23 protein-coding genes, 1 tRNA gene and 1 riboswitch are annotated in these 19,949 nt (G+C 33.4%); of the genes, 13 read left to right on the forward strand and 11 right to left on the reverse strand.

The features are described from left to right. Nucleotides 1-10: 10 nt before the first annotated feature. Nucleotides 11-394 (reverse strand): Uma2 family endonuclease, encoded by a 384-nt coding sequence (locus Dongsha4_RS12280; protein ID WP_330202662.1) that lies wholly within the window; start codon nt 392-394, stop codon nt 11-13. Nucleotides 395-403: 9 nt separating this feature from the next. After that, nucleotides 404-613: a hypothetical protein gene (locus Dongsha4_RS12285; RefSeq protein ID WP_330202663.1), complete on the reverse strand. Its 210-nt coding sequence runs from the start codon at nt 611-613 to the stop codon at nt 404-406. 176 nt (nt 614-789) lie between these two features. On the opposite strand from Dongsha4_RS12285, the gene Dongsha4_RS12290 reads away from it, so the two are divergent. From Dongsha4_RS12290 to Dongsha4_RS12310, 5 genes are all read left to right on the forward strand, one after another. Then, nucleotides 790-1,173, forward strand: a complete 384-nt coding sequence (locus Dongsha4_RS12290) for a DUF1257 domain-containing protein (protein WP_330202664.1) — start codon at nt 790-792, stop codon at nt 1,171-1,173. A 190-nt stretch (nt 1,174-1,363) separates the two neighbouring features. After that, nucleotides 1,364-1,801 carry a ferredoxin gene (locus Dongsha4_RS12295; protein ID WP_330202665.1) on the forward strand — a complete coding sequence of 146 codons (438 nt, stop codon included), beginning with the start codon at nt 1,364-1,366 and terminating at the stop codon, nt 1,799-1,801. A 9-nt stretch (nt 1,802-1,810) separates the two neighbouring features. Beyond that, nucleotides 1,811-1,990 carry a hypothetical protein gene (locus Dongsha4_RS12300; protein ID WP_330202666.1) on the forward strand — a complete coding sequence of 60 codons (180 nt, stop codon included), beginning with the start codon at nt 1,811-1,813 and terminating at the stop codon, nt 1,988-1,990. Between the two features lie 49 nt (nt 1,991-2,039). Beyond that, nucleotides 2,040-3,110: a glycerate kinase gene (locus tag Dongsha4_RS12305; protein WP_330202667.1), complete on the forward strand. Its 1,071-nt coding sequence runs from the start codon at nt 2,040-2,042 to the stop codon at nt 3,108-3,110. Between the two features lie 87 nt (nt 3,111-3,197). Next, nucleotides 3,198-6,563, forward strand: a complete 3,366-nt coding sequence (locus Dongsha4_RS12310; protein ID WP_330202668.1) for a PAS domain S-box protein — start codon at nt 3,198-3,200, stop codon at nt 6,561-6,563. 164 nt (nt 6,564-6,727) lie between these two features. On the opposite strand, the gene Dongsha4_RS12315 is transcribed toward Dongsha4_RS12310, so the two are convergent. Continuing rightward, nucleotides 6,728-7,273, reverse strand: a complete 546-nt coding sequence (locus Dongsha4_RS12315; protein WP_330202669.1) for a hypothetical protein — start codon at nt 7,271-7,273, stop codon at nt 6,728-6,730. Nucleotides 7,274-7,399: 126 nt separating this feature from the next. Here Dongsha4_RS12315 and Dongsha4_RS12320 point away from each other — a divergent pair, with 126 nt between their 5' ends. The 3 genes from Dongsha4_RS12320 to Dongsha4_RS12330 all read left to right on the forward strand — a co-directional run bounded on the left by Dongsha4_RS12320 (nt 7,400) and on the right by Dongsha4_RS12330 (nt 9,660). Beyond that, nucleotides 7,400-7,780 carry a DUF3119 family protein gene (locus Dongsha4_RS12320; protein ID WP_330205433.1) on the forward strand — a complete coding sequence of 127 codons (381 nt, stop codon included), beginning with the start codon at nt 7,400-7,402 and terminating at the stop codon, nt 7,778-7,780. 43 nt (nt 7,781-7,823) lie between these two features. After that, nucleotides 7,824-9,113 (forward strand): DUF3086 domain-containing protein, encoded by a 1,290-nt coding sequence (locus Dongsha4_RS12325; protein WP_330202670.1) that lies wholly within the window; start codon nt 7,824-7,826, stop codon nt 9,111-9,113. A 277-nt stretch (nt 9,114-9,390) separates the two neighbouring features. Further along, on the forward strand, nt 9,391-9,660 hold the full coding sequence (locus Dongsha4_RS12330; protein WP_330202671.1) for a YciI family protein: 270 nt from the start codon (nt 9,391-9,393) through the stop codon (nt 9,658-9,660). A 47-nt stretch (nt 9,661-9,707) separates the two neighbouring features. On the opposite strand, the gene Dongsha4_RS12335 is transcribed toward Dongsha4_RS12330, so the two are convergent. The 4 genes from Dongsha4_RS12335 to Dongsha4_RS12350 form a co-directional block, all read right to left on the reverse strand. Beyond that, nucleotides 9,708-10,760 (reverse strand): potassium channel protein, encoded by a 1,053-nt coding sequence (locus Dongsha4_RS12335; protein ID WP_330205434.1) that lies wholly within the window; start codon nt 10,758-10,760, stop codon nt 9,708-9,710. 206 nt (nt 10,761-10,966) lie between these two features. Beyond that, on the reverse strand, nt 10,967-11,401 hold the full coding sequence (aroH, locus tag Dongsha4_RS12340; RefSeq protein WP_330202672.1) for a chorismate mutase: 435 nt from the start codon (nt 11,399-11,401) through the stop codon (nt 10,967-10,969). A 3-nt stretch (nt 11,402-11,404) separates the two neighbouring features. Continuing rightward, nucleotides 11,405-12,226, reverse strand: a complete 822-nt coding sequence (sppA, locus tag Dongsha4_RS12345) for a signal peptide peptidase SppA (RefSeq protein WP_330202673.1) — start codon at nt 12,224-12,226, stop codon at nt 11,405-11,407. Between the two features lie 192 nt (nt 12,227-12,418). Then, nucleotides 12,419-13,306, reverse strand: a complete 888-nt coding sequence (locus Dongsha4_RS12350; protein ID WP_330202674.1) for a ferritin-like domain-containing protein — start codon at nt 13,304-13,306, stop codon at nt 12,419-12,421. 299 nt (nt 13,307-13,605) lie between these two features. Here Dongsha4_RS12350 and Dongsha4_RS12355 point away from each other — a divergent pair, with 299 nt between their 5' ends. From Dongsha4_RS12355 to dacB, 5 genes are all read left to right on the forward strand, one after another. Beyond that, nucleotides 13,606-14,835 carry a response regulator gene (locus Dongsha4_RS12355; RefSeq protein WP_330202675.1) on the forward strand — a complete coding sequence of 410 codons (1,230 nt, stop codon included), beginning with the start codon at nt 13,606-13,608 and terminating at the stop codon, nt 14,833-14,835. 83 nt (nt 14,836-14,918) lie between these two features. Beyond that, on the forward strand, nt 14,919-15,095 hold the full coding sequence (gene rpmF / locus Dongsha4_RS12360; protein ID WP_015219655.1) for a 50S ribosomal protein L32: 177 nt from the start codon (nt 14,919-14,921) through the stop codon (nt 15,093-15,095). A gap of 160 nt (nt 15,096-15,255) precedes the next feature. After that, nucleotides 15,256-15,317, forward strand: a riboswitch (Glutamine riboswitch). Nucleotides 15,318-15,355: 38 nt separating this feature from the next. Further along, the gene (locus Dongsha4_RS12365) at nt 15,356-15,502 is read left to right on the forward strand and encodes a hypothetical protein (protein ID WP_330202676.1); all 147 of its coding nucleotides are present in this window, start codon (nt 15,356-15,358) and stop codon (nt 15,500-15,502) included. A gap of 115 nt (nt 15,503-15,617) precedes the next feature. Then, a complete protein-coding gene (locus Dongsha4_RS12370; RefSeq protein ID WP_330202677.1) occupies nt 15,618-15,770 on the forward strand; it encodes a hypothetical protein in 153 nt (50 codons plus the stop codon). Nucleotides 15,771-15,900: 130 nt separating this feature from the next. Further along, complete coding sequence (gene dacB / locus Dongsha4_RS12375) at nt 15,901-17,382, forward strand: D-alanyl-D-alanine carboxypeptidase/D-alanyl-D-alanine endopeptidase (protein WP_330202678.1); 1,482 nt, start codon at nt 15,901-15,903, stop codon at nt 17,380-17,382. A gap of 104 nt (nt 17,383-17,486) precedes the next feature. Here the strand turns inward: dacB and Dongsha4_RS12380 are convergent. From Dongsha4_RS12380 to Dongsha4_RS12395, 4 genes are all read right to left on the reverse strand, one after another. Next, nucleotides 17,487-17,560: transfer RNA gene (locus tag Dongsha4_RS12380), tRNA-Met, on the reverse strand. Between the two features lie 57 nt (nt 17,561-17,617). Continuing rightward, complete coding sequence (locus Dongsha4_RS12385) at nt 17,618-18,349, reverse strand: DUF3153 domain-containing protein (protein ID WP_330202679.1); 732 nt, start codon at nt 18,347-18,349, stop codon at nt 17,618-17,620. A 54-nt stretch (nt 18,350-18,403) separates the two neighbouring features. Further along, on the reverse strand, nt 18,404-19,033 hold the full coding sequence (locus Dongsha4_RS12390; RefSeq protein WP_330202680.1) for a GerMN domain-containing protein: 630 nt from the start codon (nt 19,031-19,033) through the stop codon (nt 18,404-18,406). A gap of 37 nt (nt 19,034-19,070) precedes the next feature. Next, nucleotides 19,071-19,853, reverse strand: a complete 783-nt coding sequence (locus tag Dongsha4_RS12395) for a DUF2993 domain-containing protein (RefSeq protein WP_330202681.1) — start codon at nt 19,851-19,853, stop codon at nt 19,071-19,073. Nucleotides 19,854-19,949: the final 96 nt, after the last annotated feature.

Consider the following 19,949-nt stretch of genomic DNA (forward strand, 5'->3'; position numbering starts at 1 on the left):
TTATGTATTGCTATTTATTTGTAAACTTAACCCGTTTATATAAATCTGCCAAACTAATTTCTACCTCAACAGATTCTAAAGTTAACACATCCTCTTGACTCATTAATTCTGTTAATAACCATTGATTTTTACCTACTTTGCGATACAATTCAACCCGATAATCTTCTTGATCAATCAAAATATATTCTTTTAATTCAGGAATAGTGCGATAAAAGGCAAATTTTTGATTTTTGTCAAATCCCTCCGTCGAATTTGATAAAATTTCTGCAATTAAGCAAGGATTTGTCACCGCCGTTTGTTTCTCATTAGTAAATCTTGGCTCACCTTTAATTACCATAACATCAGGATAAAAATAATTCTCACCATCAGGAGGTAATAATTTCATATCACTCACAAAAATCTCCTAACTTTGATTATTGATTTCTAAGGGTAATAGACGGCTAAAATTAACCCCTAAACGATTATGATTAGCTGAAGCATCTGCCATTTTAATGATTTCTTCTTCGATAAATTCGTTTTTCTCCTTGCTGATTTCTTCTTGTGCCAGATATTCTTCAACGGTGATAGGAGATGTCTTAGACGTAGTCGCACCTTTGGTGATTGCCGTTACCATGTTAAACCTCGACTTTCGCTACTGGTATATTAATCAATTATCTTCTCTTTTTCGCTTCAATTATAACTAATCACACACTGTTCAAAAGAAGGTCTTTACAACCCTGATTTTTTGTTAAACTTAATGAATATAATTTTCATTTTGTCCGATTTAATCAAATTTAGTCATAAAAAACTATGTCTCACTTTAGCAGTATAAAGACTCAAATTCGGAATCTGGAATCATTACAAGCCTCTTTAAATAATTTGGGTATTGAGTGGAAAAATGGTCCTTTTAGCGTCAGAGGTTATCAAGGACAAACTACCCAAGCCCAAATAGTTATTGAACAAGAGAATAACTATGATATTGGTTTTGCTTGGAATGGTCAAGAGTATGAGTTAGTCGCTGATTTACAATACTGGCAACAGCCTTGGACTGTTGATGGTTTCTTACAACGTGTCACTCAAGGTTATGCTTTGCAGACAGTACTTCAAGAATCTTCTAAACAGGGCTTTTCTGTCACTGAACAACAAAAAAACAATGATGGTTCAATCCGTTTAGTTGTTCAACGTTGGAGTTAATCTCTTTTCTCTTTTTTACTGAAATTTGGGTTAATTATCCCGATTTCTGCTTGTTATATAACTTGAATACTCACCAATGATTGCGATAGACAAGGTTTAGATACGGATTTCCCATTCTACCTTGTTTATCCCAAAACTATTATATAGACAAACGATTATTATTACCATTGACAGTTTAATTTTTTTTATTATGTTAGATCAAGGGGATAGAGAATCAAAAACAGGTTTTGAACCAGAATTAGGAGGCATTTGGCGAGATAATCCCGATAGAAGTGGTTTTGAGCCAGAGTTAGGCGGTATTGAGAGAGAAAAAGGTGTTTATGTGGATGAGGTGACTTGTATCGGTTGTAAAAATTGTGTTCATGTCGCTCCCAATACTTTTTATATTGAGAATGATTATGGGCGTTCTAGGGTGTACAATCAGGATGGGGATACAGAGGAAATTGTTCAAGAAGCGATCGATACTTGCCCTGTGGACTGTATTCACTGGCTAGACTACACAGAAATCAAGAAAAAAGAAGAAGAAAGAAAATATCAAGAAATACGTCCTTTAGGTTATCCCCAAGTCCATAAATCGGGAAAAACTACGAATAATAATAAATCAAAAGTTAACCATTCACATATTTGAGGAAAAATCATGGCTGATCAAAAATCATCATCTCAATTATCTTGTGTTGCTCTAAGTCTATTAACCCCACCCATGGTTTTAGGGCAAATGTTGGGAAGCAATGTGATGAGTTTGTTGGTGGATATGGGGAAGGCTAGTGAAGAAATTTTCCGAGGGGAGAGATTGCCAGTTTTAAAAAATAATAATTAATGTTGTTGTAGAAAAAAATTACCTATACTCACTTTATTTAAGAGGTAATATGAATATATTATCTAAATCAGAGTTTAACTATTTAATCCTAAAGATTATTGAAAGGAAATCATTATCTTCCTCTGAGCAAGAAATATTAAAAACATTTACTCCTCATTCAAATTATCCATTTACCTATAATCAAGAGCCTGATTTATACCGAGAAAAACTTAATCTTTTACCTCTTATATATCCTTCTTTAAAAAAGATTTTACAGCAGTTAAATTTTACTGAATCAGAGAATTATGTAACAACTATTTGGTTTTTTTGGTTGCCCCTAGCATTGGAATTAGCTAATTTATACCAACAAAAATCTCATCCTATTATTATGGGTATTTTAGGGGGACAAGGTACGGGAAAAACTACTATTACAAAAATTCTTTCTTTAATTTGGCAATATTTGAATCTGTCTAGTGTTGCCATTTCTCTTGATGATTTATATAAAACTTATCAGGATAGAAAAGAGTTATTAAAATTAGATTCTCGTTTAATTTGGCGTGGCCCTCCTGATACTCATGATGTAAAATTAGGTCTTGATGTGTTAACTGCATTGAAAAATCGCCAATATCCGGTTAGTATTCCTCGTTTTGATAAATCTCTCCATCAAGGTAGAGGCGATCGCATCTCAGGAGAAATAGTCAATCACGCTGATATAATCATTTTTGAGGGCTGGTTTGTGGGAGTGAAACCCGTTGAAGAAGAAGTATTTAAAAATCCTCCGCCCCCTATCATAACAAAAAGCGATCGCACCTTTGCCCTTGACTGTAATCGAAGACTCAAAGAATATTTACCTCTTTGGGAAAAACTAGACTATCTGATGATACTAAATCCTGACGACTATCGCTATAGTCTCAAATGGCGCATAGAAGCCGAACAAAAAATGATAGCTCAAGGAAAAACAGGCATGAATAGTCAAGAGATAGAAGAATTTGTTTTCTACTTTTGGAAAGCATTGCACCCAGAAATATTTATCAAACCTTTAATCGAAAATCCTCAATCTGTAAATTTAGTTGCAAATATCGACACTAATCATCAAGTTAATCAGATTCTTAAACCATCGGAATTACACACAAATACATAAAATTTGTTGACAAAAATTAAAGAACAAACGATAAAAAAGTAAAATTATCAAATGTATGATTATTAATTAATCTATGGATTCAGCATAATGGAACAAAAATATAAGGTTATTACCAAAGATACTTTTCAGGAATGGCAAAGAATTATAGATGCGATAACCAATATAGCAGGAGTAACAGTAGGATTAATTACAAGAGTCTTAGGTAATCAGATTAAAACTATTGTTACCAGTCAAAATGCTGAAAATCCTTATGTTAAATTTAGTCGAGACTCTGTTATCGGTTCAGGAATATATTGTGAGCAAGTAATCAGAAATAAAAAAAGATTAATTATTAATAATGCCTTAACAAAACAAAACAGGGAAAATAATTTTGATTTACAGTGCAACCTTATTTCTTACCTAGGTTTTCCCCTAAGATATTCAGATAATCGCATCTTTGGGACAATTTGTTTGCTTAATAATCGAGAAACTTGTTATTCTGATGATCTTATCTATCTTCTGGAGAAAATGCGAGATGTGATAGAGTCTCAAATTCATGAGATAGAAAATAATTGGTTAGATCAATTATTCGTTAATAAATCATTGTTGAAGACGATTTTTGATACTATCCCAGTGGGTATCGGTTTGTCAGCTTTTCCCCCTAATTCGGCCGTTTTTTATGTAAATCCTCAATTTATTAACTTGTTTGGTTATATTACCAACGATATTCCCACTATCAATGATTGGTTTAACATTGCTTATCCAGACCCTCATTATCGCAGTCTTTCTTATAAATTATGGTTCAAGATGATTTTACAGGCAAGACAAAAAAAAGGAATTGTTGAGCCCCAAGAATTTCATATTACTTGTAAAAATGGAGATGTGAAGGATGTGTTAATCAGCGTCAAAATATTAGATAATATGATCCTCTCATCATTTGTTGATATTACGAAACAAAAACGCACAGAAGCACAATTAAGACTAAGTGAAAAAAGACATAGATTGTTAGCCGAATATGCCACAGATAATATTTGGACAATGACTCCTGATTTTCAGTTTGACTATATAAGCCCTTCTATTGAATATATAAGAGGTTATACCCCCGAAGAAGTTCGCCTTCAAACATTTGAACAGATTTTAGTTGCTCCTGATTCACTATTCAAAGGGTATCAACGGTTAAAAGAGGTTAGTCAATGTTCTCCTGAAAACGCGCCAAAATACGGTTTTAGGGATGAATTAGAGCTTTTGTGTAAAGATGGGTCTAGTGTGTGGACAGAAGTAATTATTACTCCCGTTTTTGATGAGCAGGGAAACTTAAAACAAATACAGGGTATAACCAGAAATATAACAGAACGCAAACAGAAAGAAGAAGAATTAAAGCAACTACAGCAAGAATACCTAAAAATTGTAGATAATGCCCCCATTGCGATCGCAAGTTATAATTCCAATAAAGAAGATCCAGAAATCACATTTCTCAATAAGCGTTTTCATGACATTTTCGGTTACACCCTGACAGATATGCCCACAATGTCAGAATGGGCTCAATTAGCTTATCCAGATGCGAACTATCGCACGAAAGTATTGAGTCAGTGGCATGATTTGGTCGAAAAGCAAAGAAAGACTGGCAAACGTGAATCATTACAATGTAAGGTTGTCAACAAATACGGCGAACAATTAGAAATATTATTCAGTGCTACTGCCCTAGAAAATCAAGTCTTAGTGTCCATGTTAGACTTAACGGATTTAAAGCAAGTAGAGTCAGAATTAGAAAAAGCTCGTCAAACCTTAGCACAAACTGCCCTCGCTATAACAGAAGCCATACCAGTGGGGACTTATACTATGGTTAAAAAGCCTGATAGCCCAATGGCTTATTTTTCCTTTATGAGTGAGCGTTTCTTAGAATTAACAGGATTGAAGCGAAAAGAAGCTGAAGAAGACCCTCTCAAGGGTTTTGCCTGTGTTCATCCCGATGACTATGATGCTTGGGTGGCATTAAATGCAGAGGTTTTTGCGAAGAAAACTCCCTTTTTCGGAGAAACTAGGGTTGTGATCAATGGCGAAGTGCGTTGGATTACTGCTGAATCTGTTCCCCGTGATCTTCCAGACGGCTCAACGGTTTGGGAAGGTGTTTTAACAGATATAACAGACCGTAAAAACTACGAATTTGAACTGAAAAAAGCCCATGATCAAATTATTCAAATTAATGCAGAGTTAGAAGAAAGAGTTAAAGAAAGAACTTTTGAACTAGAAGAAAGAGAAATTAGACTAGAAAAAACCAATCAAGAATTAATTAAAGCTAATCGTCTTAAAGATGAGTTTTTAGCAATGATGAGCCATGAATTACGCACCCCTCTTAATGCAATTTTAGGAATGACGGAAATTCTCCAAGAAAAAATTTATGGGGAAATTAACATACAGCAAGAACAAAGTTTAAAAACTATCGAAAATAGTGGACAGCACTTATTATCACTAATTAATGATATTCTCGATGTCACTAAAATCGAGGCAGGAAAAATTGATCTCAATTTAAAAAATATCTCTGTTTATTCTCTGTGTGAATCAAGTTTGGATTTAATTCAGGCTCAAGCTCAAAAAAACCAAATACAACTACAAAGTATTTTACCTCCAGATTTACCCGAAATTTACGCCGATGAGAACCGTATTCGTCAAGTTTTGCTCAATTTGCTGAATAATGCGGTAAAATTCACTCCAAATTACGGTCAAGTTACTTTAGAAGCTATTTATCCTCCTCTTTCTGATAATCAAGATTCTCATCATCTTCGTTTATTAGTTACAGACACAGGAATTGGAATTGCGAAGGAAAATATCAATAAATTATTTCAACCTTTTGTACAAATTGATAGTAATTTGAATCGTCAGTATGAAGGCACAGGATTAGGATTGGTTTTAGTTAAAAAATTTGTCGAACTTCATGGGGGTAAAGTTAGCGTTAGCAGTCGATTGGGATGGGGTAGTTGTTTCTTGATTGATTTACCCATTGCCCGAAATCAAGTTAAGCACAAGATTTCAACCTCTATCAATACCAATATCAATACAAGCAATACAAGCAACAGTAGAATAGAAACAAAAATAAATAAAAAACAACCTCTGATTTTATTAGCAGAAGATAATGAAGCGAATGTGATTAGTATGCAAAATTATTTAGAAGCTAAAGGTTATCGTCTTTTTGTCGCAATGGATGGACAAGAAGCAATATCAGCTTTGAGCGGAGAAAAACCAGACTTAATCGTTATGGATATACAAATGCCGAAATTAGATGGAATTCGCGCGATCGAATATTTGAAACAAAATTCTGACTACCGTAATATTCCCATTATTGCTTTAACAGCCCTAGTAAGTGAAAATGACCGAGAAAAATGCCTCAAAGCAGGAGCAGATGAGTATATGAGTAAACCTGTAAGGTTAAGAGATTTAGCTAATCATATTCAAAGATTATTGACACCTCTAAGTTAAATCTAAAACCATAAGAGTTTAACACTATTCAAACCTGCCACCCACTACCAACCTAGTTTACCTCACACTGTTTTTATCAAAATCTATTGGTTTTAACTCCGAATCCCGAACTATTATGATACCTAGCACCTATCCAAATAAAACTACTTTCTCTTGAGTAACTCCTAATTGTAAGAAGGGAATAAATCTTTGGGGAAATCTTCCGCACTTAAACAAGTCTCCATTGCTTTTACTGGATTAGAGGCTTGAGGAGTTCGAGATAATGCAATAACACACTCAGATTGCCTAGCGGGTAAAAGACTAGCCTGACAAGTGCTTAACGCCATCATTAAAGGAGATTGACTATTATCACCTTCCACTTTTGCCTGAGTATTTTTATTACTAGCAGTCAGTACAGTATTATTGATACTAACAACACAGTTACCTAAATCCACAGGTCTTCTAACTTGATAACAACTGGTTAAAGCATCCTTCGCACTGATACTTGTAGATTGACTGATATTGGTAACGCAACTAGATAATTCTCTAGGCACGAGGGCATCAGCACAACCCGTTTGAGCGTCTTCTATGGTAACTCCACTAGCGGTTAATTCTCTTAAACAAACATCAAATTGATTTTCCGCTCTGACACTATTAGAAAAAAACGCTAAATTAGCCAAAGAAAAAGCACCAGATATAGTAATAGTAGCTAGTTTAAGAAGATTATTCATTAGTCAATTATCGATTTTTATAATTTTATAGATAATCATAAAACAATATAATGGAATTAGTTACTCTTCAATCATTTTTTGGTACAATCTACATTAATTAAAACTATCTACAAATTGAATATTTCTGTGAATAGTACGACTTTAACTTCCGAAACCATTGAACTAACACCCCGTTATAATCTTCCAATTTTCATTATTATTTTAGGTGTTGGTTTGAGTCTTGTGCAAATGTTTGTCGGTATTATTACTATTTTATTTGGCTTTTTTCTACTTATACAAGCTAATATTATTAAGTTAAAATTTACTCCCAAGGCTTTGGAAGTTTATCGTCAACAAAATAAAATTAGAGAGTTTCCTTACACTGATTGGCAAAACTGGGCGATTTTTTGGCAACCCGTACCTATTTTATTTTATTTTAAAGAAGTGAAAAGTATTCATTTTTTACCGATCATTTTTGATCCTATTACCCTTAAAAAGTGCTTAGAGAAATATTATCCCTTACCATAATCAATAAAAAAAAGAGAGCAAATATTTAATTAATAAATCAATTATGTCAGAAATTAATAAAGAAAATCAAAACCAAAATTTCAGTATCGATGACTTTGATCATGAAGATGATTTATGGACTGATCAAGCAGAAAATAATGACGAGAATCTTCCTGATTTAGAGTTACCTTTATCTGAAGATGAAATTAATTCTGAAATAATTTCTAGTCATGAAAACAGCGAAAATAAAGAAGATATTAATCAGGATAATTCTTTTAATGAATTGGAAATAGAATCTGAAATAGAAAATTTACTAATAGAAGAATCAGAGATAAAAAACACCGATATTGATGAAAAAGTAATTAATAATCAAATACAAACAGAAACAGTCAAAGAAAATAAAGAGGAAATTAGTATAAATCCAGATAAGTCCGTTAGTGAAATTGAGCAAATAAAAAAACAACTTCTTCAACAACAAGAAGAAATAAGTAATAACATTAATTTGTTAGTAAAAGAAAGATTACAAGAGCTAGAAAATAAAAAACAAAATTTAGAAATAACCATTGAAAAATTAGAGCGTAGAAAAGAAAGAATAAATCAAGAAATGAAAGGCTCTTTTGCTGGTATTTCTCAAGATTTAGCCATTAGAGTACAGGGATTTAAAGATTATCTTGTGGGTAGTTTACAAGATTTAGCGGCCGCCGCCGAGCAACTAGAATTATCTCCACCATCACCCCAAACATGGGAAAATGAGTCTCCTCCAGTTGTAGCAGAGAATGAAAGGGGTAAAAATTCCAATCCTCAATTTGTGGAAAAGAGTTTTAAAGAGGAAACAAGAATCATTCGCCGTCTGTTAGATCAATATCGTACCAAACCAGATTATTATGGGTCTCCTTGGCAATTACGCCGTACCTTTGAACCAATACACGCCGAAAGGGTTTCAGATTGGTTTTTCTCTCAGGGCGGTAGGGGTGCTTTATCTAGTATGGGTTCTCGACTACAAAATATTCTCATTGCCTCTGCGATTATTTCCATTTTATATCAACTATACAGCGATCGCACCCGTGTATTAATTTTGGCAGACACCCCCGAAAAATTAGGGGAATGGCGTAGAGGTTTACAAGACTGTTTAGGTATTTCTCGCAGTGATTTTGGCCCCAGTCGAGGAGTTGTTTTATTTGAAACTCCAGAAGCACTTATTCAAAAAGGCGATCGCATCGTTGCTCAAGAGGACTTACCCTTAGTAATTATGGATTTAGATGACGATAAAGTGAGCTTATCATTATTAAAATTCCCGCTTTGGTTAGCTTTTGCACCGCAAAAAATGGTACAATCCCAAGATTATTACTACTAACGTTAAGCAATTATTTCGTTTAGTATATTGAGGTTAGGTTTCAGGTAGCAGGTTTCAGGTGTTAGGGGATTGGGGAAGAAGGGGCTTAGGATTTTGAGATATTAGGGGATTAGGGAGAAACCAATTCTGAAAGTGCTGAAGTTGATAATTACTAATTGTTTATTACCTTTGCCCTTTTTACTTTGTCCTTTGCTCATTCCCCATTCCCGATCTAAACTAAAAATTGTAACTTAATTCACCAACGCTGAAAAAAACTAACTATTTATTTTGATTAAGTATGGCAAAATATATTTTATTTGGTAGCTACTGTGAAAATGCTTTAGAAAAAAGAACTCCTTATCGTCAGGCACATTTAGAAGGATTAGCAAAACAAAAAGAAGAAGGTATATTAGTTACTTTAGGCCCAACAAAAGACAATACAAAAGTTTTTGGTATTTATGAAGCCGATAGTCAAGAAACTGTGGAAAACTTAGTTAAATCTGATCCTTATTGGCAAAATGGTATTTGGACTGAATATGAAATTAAAGAGTGGATTCAAGCGTTTTAATTAATTATTATTTGCCAATTAATTGTCTTCGCCCTTGTAAAATTTATTTACTCTCTCTTTCTGGGAATTCTAGGAGCGGAGATGGGCATTAAAATACCATTTAAAATTCTTAATTGTTCTGCCGTACCCATACAAATAAGGGAATCACCAGCTTCAAGAATACTTCCCCCTGTAGGTCCTGCGATTAGAATACCATTACTACGACGAATAGCAACCACTAAAGCTCCTGATTTTGCCCTTAAACCAGCTTCGATTAAAGTTTGTCCTAAACAAGGGCAGGTGTTTTCATCCAGCAAAAACTCTTCTAAATAAATAGATTTTTCCCCACCGCTTAAAATACCGTCAACAAAATCCATTACTTGAGGACGCAAAGCTGCAGAGGCGAGTCTTTTTCCCCCTGTAATGTAAGGAGACACAACCGCATCAGCTCCCGCCCTTTCTAATTTTTTCACAGCTTCTTCGGTACTAGCACGAGCGATCGCTCTTATGGTAGGATTAAGAGCCTTAGCGGAAATAACGGTATAAAGATTATCTGCATCAGAACTTAAAGCCGCAACCACACAAATAGCCGTTTCGATTTTTGCCATTAGTAAGCATTCATCAAGGGTGGCATCTCCCTGAAGGGCAAGATAGCCCATCTGACTGGCTTTTTCCACTTCTTCCTGCTCTGAGTCAAGGATAATAAAAGGGATTGCTTCGGCAGTAAATTCTTTAGCAACATAAGAACCCATCCGACCAAAACCGCATAATATATAATGTCCTGATAGTTTGTCAATCACGTTTCTTTTTTGTCTTAAACGAATACCTTGTTGGAAATAACCTTGTAAAAATGCTTCGGTAAAACGATTCACCATGTAACCAATGACGATAATACCCGTCAAAATCAATCCCATAGTGAAAAGGCGCGATCGCTCATCAAGGGGGTTAACTTCGCCAAAACCAACGGTTGATAGGGTTATCATGGTCATATAAGCGGAATCCAACAATGACCACTTTTCTACTAACCAATACCACAAAGTCCCTCCAATAAAAACACCTGCCAACCCTAGAGAACTGATAATTAATTCCTTTCTGAGTCTTTGATAGTAAGGATCAAGAATATATTGCTTTTTTGTGGGACGGTGAAAAAAGATAGCTTGTAACTCCTAAACCTGAAAGTTTACTGAGAAGGGAAAACCCCATTTTCATTTTACTTAGATTTGACCTTTTGATTAAACATTCAGTGACTTCCAAGAGTTTGTTATAGTCATTTCGCACCCTTGCCCTTTACCCATGACCAAGAAAATTTATCCCGAACTCAGGTCAATTATTTATTGCCCATAATCATATGAGTTAGATTCCAGTCAGGACGAAGATTTCTGGCTTTTCTTAGATAGGGATGATATATTTCTGCTTGAGGTTTATCTGTATTGAAATAAATTAAAACCCGAATACATTTTTCTAGGCTACCTCTCACCTGCATTTGTTGTAAATCCAAAAGAGGTACATTTTCCCATTGAGGATTTTCTCGTGCGATCGCAGCTGGAAAAGTTGCATCTAAATCAGGAGTAACAGTAAAAATTACACTTACAATCTCTTCATAGTCAAGTTGATTCCGAGTTTCAATTTCTGTTAACAATTCCGCTACAGCCTCTCTCATAGACTCAATAGTATTAGCGTCGGCAGTAGTTGCCCCTCGAATTGCTCGTACTTTAGTCATCAACGGTTTACTCATTGCTCCGATTTGTTGCCAATTTTCCATAATTTAAGGACGATATAGCCATAAAGGTTGACCACTGGTAGCCAGTTCAAATTCTAACCAATTAATAGCAGATCCTACACCTGATTTTACCTGACCACGACCACTAAAAACTCGATCGAGCAGAGATTTAGGTTCTTCAATAGTATGACATTCTGTCTTCTCTGGATCAAGTCCTACTAACTCACAAGCCCAACGACGGGCATCTTCTTCACTACCAAGGCGATCCACTAATCCGAGCTTTAAAGCCTGTTCTCCGCTAAAAATACGACCATCAGCAAAATTTTTAACCGTTTCCACACTTAGCTTTCTCCCCTCGGCTACAGTTTCCACAAATTGTTGATAACTACTGTCAATCAATTGCTGTAAGATTTCCTCTTCATCGGTAGTTAAATCTCGATCAAAAGACAATATATCTTTATAAGGGCCTGATTTAATTACTTTAAAAGAAACCCCCACTTTATCCAAGAGTTTTTCTAAGTTATTGCCCCGAATAATTACCCCCACACTGCCAGTAATAGTGCCGGGGTTTGCCATGATATGATTTGCCCCTACTCCGATATAAACGCCTCCAGAAGCAGAAATATTACCAAAACTAGCAACTATCTTGATTTTTTCTCCCAATTTTTTCAAAGCAGAGTATATTTCTTGAGAATCCCCAACTGTACCACCGGGGGAGTCAATTCTTAGCAGTAAAGCAGGATATTTTCTCTCTTCTACTTCTTCTAATGCTTCTAATACTCTTTCACGAGTAGCAGATGCGATCGCACCATTGATTTCAATTCTAGCAATTTGTTTACGAGTCGAAGGTTTAAAAGGCCAAATCATTCTTTAAGTATTTCTAAATTTTTTTGGTTAACAATTATATACATCCAAACAATTAATTATAACTCACCTACTCATTCTCAACACAATTTAACCAAAATGAATATGACCTTGTGCTGACTTTTAGGGGGAAACGAGCAGGAAAGAGAAAAAAGTGAGAAGAATTGAATTAAAAACCACTGAACTCAGATTAATTTAAGTTATGCTTGTTTTAACTGAATTAGAAATGCTTTTACTATTTTTCTCAGGAAGAATCCGAAGAACTTGATACGCCAATTTTGATAATCGAGGAAATAGCATCGGCTGTAATAAATTGCGATCGAATTTTGCCATTCGTTTTTCATTTTCTGCCAAGCAGGTAGCAAAAAATAATTTGGGAGTCAAATCTTCCATAAAATGACTTGCACCAGAAGCAGTGAAAGGATTCACCTCACCTTCTTCTTGAGTACCACCCAAATCAACATCTCCAAAAGAATCAACTAAGTTACGAATAGCACCCAAATAAGAAAGAAAAGTATTCACTCCTCTAAGTAAAGGAAACCCCTTTCCCGATTGAATTTGTAAATAAGTAACCCAGTTGACGAAAAAGACAATATGACGGGCTTCTTCATCCAGAATCGGATCAAAAATGGTGAAAAATGGTTCTGGTAAATACTGTGCTTGTCTAGCAATACCAAACATTCCAAAAGCAAAAAATGAATCTAAGCACTCCCCAAAACCAAATTCGATAAACTCTTTTTGAATATCTTTGGGTAATTCTTCTTTTTCTGGGGGGGCAATATCTAATTGATAATGATTGATCAGGTATTGAATTAATCTTCCATGACGTTGCTCTTCTCTACCTTGTAGTGCGATCGCATCCCGTATTAAAGGATCATCAATCGTATCCGCAAAGAAAGACACCATCCTTCCAGCCTCTTCCTCAATAGTTAAAGCCTCTCGCCAAAAAGGAATACTTTTCAAACGATTCAAATGAAATGAATCTAGCTCAGGCCAAGGTAAATCTTCTGGCTCGTAGTGAATATGACTATCAAGAAAAGTTTGACAAAATAATTTTTTGTGTTCTTTACTGCCTAATTTCATAGATTAATCAGAGGAAAATATAATCAGTAATAATTTAACTCAAAACTATTAACGTAATTAATAAATATTTTAAAGTTCACTAAATGTTAATAAACTTTTAAGGTTATATTTAACCTAGGTATTAATAAAATCAATAACACTCAAACGAAAATTTAATCAGTCATATTTAGTAATGAAATATTAAAAAGCCAAAATTTGTCATACTAGCAATAGCAATCAAACTATCATTCCTTAACAATAGCTCTCATTGTTAATTTCGTCATTTACCAACTAAAGTTAATATCATAAAAAGGAAAGAAATGAGTAGTTCAGGAGTATTTAAAAAAGCACTACTATCTCTGAAAGGGAAAAAATTCACAGGAAGAATTGATGTCAAAAAAGCAGACGGAAAAGAATGGCGTGTTTATTTTTGCTTAAGTCGTTTAGTCTGGGCAGATGGCGGTTATCATCCTTATCGTGAATGGCAAAGGTTGCTAGAAAAATATTGTCCTGATTTAGATACCCATCTTTTAGATATTCAAAAATCCAAAGAATTTGAATGTTGGAACTATCATTTAATAGTCTCTTTATTGCAAAGATTTTTAATTACTAAAGAACAAGCATTATCCCTGATTAAAGTTAGAATTAAACAGGCTTTATTTGATATTTATCAAGCAGAATTTCTTGAAAAATTAAAATATGATGTCATTACCATTGAAGATAATTTTCCAGAAGAATCAGGCTTAAAAACCTCCGTTAGTTTACTAAAAATCGAACCAATATTAATGGAGTTAGAACTAGAATGGCAACATTGGCAAAAATTTGGTTTAACCCATTTAATTCCCCATTTTGCACCTGTTATTAAAAATCCTGTCTTATTACAACAACATTTTAAAGGAAAAGAAAAAACCTACAAAAAATTAGTTTCTTTACTTAACGGGAAGTATCCTTTAACAGAAATAGCAGATAAATTAAACCTAACTATTTTTAAAATTACCGTGTGGTTAAAACCCTATTTTGAACAAGACTTAATTACTTTAGTCGAAATTGAGGATCAACCCGTTGCAATTACTCTAATTGGTGTCACAAACCAGAATTATAAAATAACAAAAACTACTTATCAACAATTAATCGTTTGTATTGATGATAGCTCACAAATTTGTGAAATAATGGAACATATTATCACTGATGCAGGTTATCAATATTTCTCTATTAGAGAACCTCTAAAAGCCTTACCACAAATATTGAAAAGAAAACCTGATTTAATCTTTTTGGATTTAGTCATGCCTATTATTAACGGTTATGAACTTTGTTCCCAAATTCGTCGTGTCTCTGCTCTGAAAGATGTACCTATCATTATTCTTACTAGCAACGATGGTATGATTGACAGACTCCGAAGTAAATTAGTCGGTGCTAATGGGTTTTTAGGAAAACCAATTGATCAAGAAAAAGTTTTAGCAAAGATAAAATATTGTTTGTCCGGCAAAAAAACAACCTCCGCCCTTGACTCCCCTGAAATGTTAGAGTTAACGACTGATACGGGCAAATAAACTATTGTCACTATCTATCAACTATGGTTACAATAGTAAAATTGTGTCAATAACTAAAATACTTATTATATTATTTAAAACCTATGGCAGTACCTAAGAAGAAAACATCTAAATCTAAACGTAATCAACGTCGCGCTCATTGGTTTAAAAAAGCAGAATTACAAGCTCAAAGAGCCTTATCTTTAGGTAAATCTGTTTTAACCGGTAAAGCAAACGGTTTCGTTTATCCCACTAAGGAAGAAGAAGAAACAGAAGAATAGTTGTTTTATTTCTTGAGAAATGAGGAATTAGTAATTAGGAATTAGTCAATACGCATAAAGTAGTTTTTTCAAAAACTCATACTCACAGTCTTTACAATTTGTTAGGGAAAAAAGTTGTCAAATTTGATACTTTTTAGTTATATTAAAAGGGTAAGGATAAATCGTTCATCTGCTTAACAGTCAGACGGAAGTAAGAAGTAATAGCTTCTGAAGGAACGCGCCTCGAATCTAAACTCATCGAAAATTAGAGGAGGCGAATTATGAACGCTAAATTCAATAATAACACCAACAATATCAGTTCTATTGGTCAACAAGCACGTTTATTAATGGTTGACAATCGTCAACGTAAAAGTAATCGTCAAGCTACTATGTTGGAAAGAGCATCTGAACAAGTAGGACTTCAATAGTCAATATCACTAAGCATAGGCAGAAGAGAAAATAGATATAGATTTGCTTTCCTGATTTTATCCTCTATTTCTCTCATTACATCTTTATTTGAATTTATATATAGGAGAAAAGAAAATGATTAGTCAAAAAACCCTCGAAAATGCCCGTCAAGCACACAGAACAAACTTAATTAAAAGTTTAGAGCATCGCATAGAAGTGGCAAAAGCAAAAGGTCAAACTGCTTTAGTTGAACAATTAGAAGCAGAAAAACTTTATTATCTTAAATAGATTAATGAGATATTGTGGCGAAAAGCGTTTTTATTGACGCTGCATTTTACTCATAATTATTGAATAATAATATAATTGCTAAATGTCGGGGATTGTTTCTCTGACATTTTTCTATTTATGGGTTTTGTTAATGATTAAAACAAATATTTTCTATAGAGCATTATTGAGTATATTAATCGGTTTTTATAATATTTTTTCTTATAGTTTAAGTAGTAAAGCAGAGATAAAAGAATCATCAGAATATAATCAAAGTCAAGTTTGTATTGAAGGTTTAGAATCAACTATTAATAACATTCTTAATCAGTCAGAAAGAAGTAAAGAAAATTGGGGTATTTTAATCGAAAAACTTAATCAAAATAAGACTTTATATAGATTAAATGAGAATAAATATTTTATTCCAGCTTCTAATGTTAAATTGTTCACTACAGCTTCTTTTTTATTAAATTTTGGGGAAAGTTTTACCATAAAAACTCCTATCTATATTAAAGGAAAAGAAGAATTTACAGATGAATTAATTATTCTGGGAAAAGGTGATCCAAGTATTACTAAATCTGACTTAGAAAATATAGCAGAAAAACTACAACAGTTAAATGTTAATCATGTTAAAAATTTAATTCTAGTAGAAGATTCTCCCATCAAATATCCTTTCAATAATAGCTGGGAATTTTCAGATTTATATTTTTACTATGCTGTTCCTATTAATAGTTTTATTTTAGAAGAAAATACTGTCACTCTCAGTTTAACTCCTAATCAAGTCGGTAAACCAATATTATTAAAATGGTCTGATAAATTAGCAGGAAAACAATGGCTTATTATCAATGAGGGGATAACTGTTAATGAAGATAATGAATATAGTATTAATTTAAAGCCTATGGGTTTGGAATCTAGGTTAAGAATTGAGGGAAATCTCCCTATTAATAATGGTGAGGATAATTGGTGGTTATCTATCCCTAATCCTGAGCAATATTTTCAAGATTCTTTAATTGCAATTCTGCAAAATTATGGTATCCAAGTGGAAAAAACGGAAATTATTGGTCAAAAAAATATAGATTTAAGTGATGCCAATTTGTTGTTAGAAATTAACTCTCCTAATAGTAAAAATTTAATTGAGGAAGTTAATCAAAATAGTAATAATTTATATGCCGAAATTTTATTAAGTTATTTAGCAACTAATCCAGACACAAAGTTTATTGCTCAGAAAAAGATATTAGAAAATTTAGGGCTATTCTCTCATGATTATTCACTAAAAGATGCTTCTGGTTTATCCCGTCAAAATTTAGTGACTCCCAGAAGTCTTGTAACTTTATTAAAATTAATGGATAAAACTGAATATGCAAAAACTTTCAGGGATTCTTTGAGTTTGGCGGGTGTTAATGGCACTCTTAAAAACCGTTTTCAGAATGAGGATATGATCAATAACGACTTATGGGGAAAAACTGGAACTTTAACAGGGGTGTCTGCTTTATCAGGCTATTTACAAGCTAAAGATGACGATATAGTTTTTTCTATCATGGTGAATAACTCCTCAGCACCAAGCAAAGAGTTAAGAGACACTATTGATAAATTAGTAGTTACTGTTGCCCAATCACAACATTGTAAAAACTACAATTGACACCACAATTCTAAGGTACAAGAAAACCCTAATCATATAATCACAAGCAACTACTTGAAAATTTTGCTTCAATCTTAAGTAAAACCGCTATAGATTTAATAAAATGGCGGGAGGCGGATTTGAACCACCGACCTTCGGGTTATGAGCCCGACGAGCTACCTGACTGCTCTATCCCGCGACGCATCTACTATGTTAACGTCTTTTTTTTACAAATGCAACCCCAACTTGAATATTTTTAAGTAAGAGGGAGTTTTTGGTATTTGAGATAGAATCCTAAAATGATGAAAAGCGCGATCGCACTTGCTCCTAAACCGATATAATTAGGAAGCCAGAAGACGGCTTGTAATTGATTAATTTGTCCTGCGGATAATTGAATATTGTATTGATTGTTGGGTAGTTTTTCCCATTGGGTAAATTCGTTGGTGGTGAGTTTAGCACCCAAAGGAAAATCAAACTGAATTTGTAAGTTAATTAAGTCTCCAGAAGAAATGATGATATTACCTTCACTGGATACCACTCCCAAAGGAGTTAAATCTGCATCAAAATTAAGGGTATTTCTCTCCAGAAACAATAAATTATTTTGTTTAATGGACATCTTTGCAGATAAATCCAAAAGGCTATTAGAATTATCATCTGAGATTTTTTGAGAAGATTTATCCCCTAATGTAGAAACAAAAAACTGGTTGAATTTCTTAACCAAATCTTGACCATTACTAAAAGGAATTGTAACCACTAATTCATCTTGAGAAAGCCGTTTACTCTTTCCTTGTAATTTTAATGCACGACGTTCAATACTATTTAACCACGCATTCCCTTCTTTTTCACTAAAGTTGGTTAGTTGTTCACCCAATTTGATATGTTGAATCATTGTACCATGATTAGCCTGTGGGAATTGAATACCGACATCATAGCGAACACATCCAGTTAAACAAAGACATAAGGCTAAAAAAATAAATATCTTTTTCATGGAGATAAATAGAATTATTAATAAATTAAATTACCGTTATTGACAAAAATATATCTATTCTGGTGAAGAATTAGAAGAGGCAAAAGATTGAACAAAAATTTCTCTTGTCATAGGTTGCTCTATAATTAATCCTTCTCCTCCTAAAACATCCAGAGGTTGCCCTTCTACACTAATCCAAACACTAGCATTAGGATCTAAACTAGTAGCAGTATAAATAACTTGTCCCAATCTGGAAATCATTGACTCACTACCCCCGCCGAGGGTAAATTCTTCCGATAAGTTTAGGTGAATACCATCTTCTTTTACTTCTAAATTCTCTAATTTTGTATTAGGGGGGATTGCACTATCTTGACTTTCTTCTTCAGATAATAATTGATTGAAAGCAGTAGTTAAGGTTGACTGAGGATTTTTTTCTATTTTAAGAGGAATACTTTTGGGAGTTAATTGGAGATTTTCATCTAATAGATATATAGCAACTAGCTGTTTTTGATTATTAGTTGGATTGTTGGGGATTACTTCTACATCTGTAGGAGGAGTGTCATCTGGTTGACTAACTTGATTTTTCGACTCTAGGTTACTATAAGCATACCATGCGGCAAAAGTCCCTACTGCTAAAACTGTAGTGGCAATGGAAGCAATAATTTTAGTCGAGAAAAAAGAATTTGGTTTTTGATCTTTTGCCATAATTGTTACTGTAATTAATACTGACTACTTAGTTATTTTATGGGGATTGGTTATCAAGATGAACAAATCCTGCTATTTCCAATTGATTATCCTCTATATTGAATTTTAATAGCCTTGCAATAATGCCATATTTTTCTAGTTTTTGTAAGGTTAACTGAGTATTTATGTTATCAGCAAATCCTTGTAATAGTTTAGATGATAGTTGTCTGTCGTTTAATGTTCCTTTAACATCCGTAATTTCTAGTTTATGACCTTTAACTAAGTCTAGGGTAAATTCTAAACTAATATTTAACAATTCTTCTTTTCTGATGGGTAATTTGGCTTTGGTATCGATGCGAATACGGTTATTTGTTTGTAAATCTAGGTTTAGATCTATAATTTCAACATCGGATTCTTCTGCTAATTTAGTCATAATTGACTTTGCTTGAGAAGAGGTTAGCATTTTGTTTAAATCATTTTGATTAATAATAATTCTTCCTGCTAAATTAAGGGGTGAATTTAATATTTTTTTCCACTCATTTTGTTCTATTTTCTTGAGATTTCTTAGTTGAGATAAGTTAAGGTTAATTTCATCGGTTTCTATCTCGACTAATTTTAAGGAAATATTCTCACTAGGTTGCCATTCTTTGAGACTAATTTGAATAGAATCTGCTTTTCCTTTTAAAAGTTGATGGGTGGGAACACTATGAACTCTAACATCTATTTGTTTTACTTCTTCTGAATTTTTTTCAATTACTTTGGTTAAAGAATTATTAACAAATAATCCCCCGAAAGATAAGCTCGATACTATAATGGTGAGTATAGTAGTAAAAATTTCCATATTATTTATTTTTTTTAGTTCACTTTTAGATCTTTTTATCTATTAGCTTTAATATTGTACATATTAATATTATTTTTTGTTAAATATTCATGTTGT

Source organism: Cyanobacterium sp. Dongsha4 (assembly GCF_036345015.1).
Classification (GTDB): Bacteria; Cyanobacteriota; Cyanobacteriia; order Cyanobacteriales; family Cyanobacteriaceae; genus PCC-10605.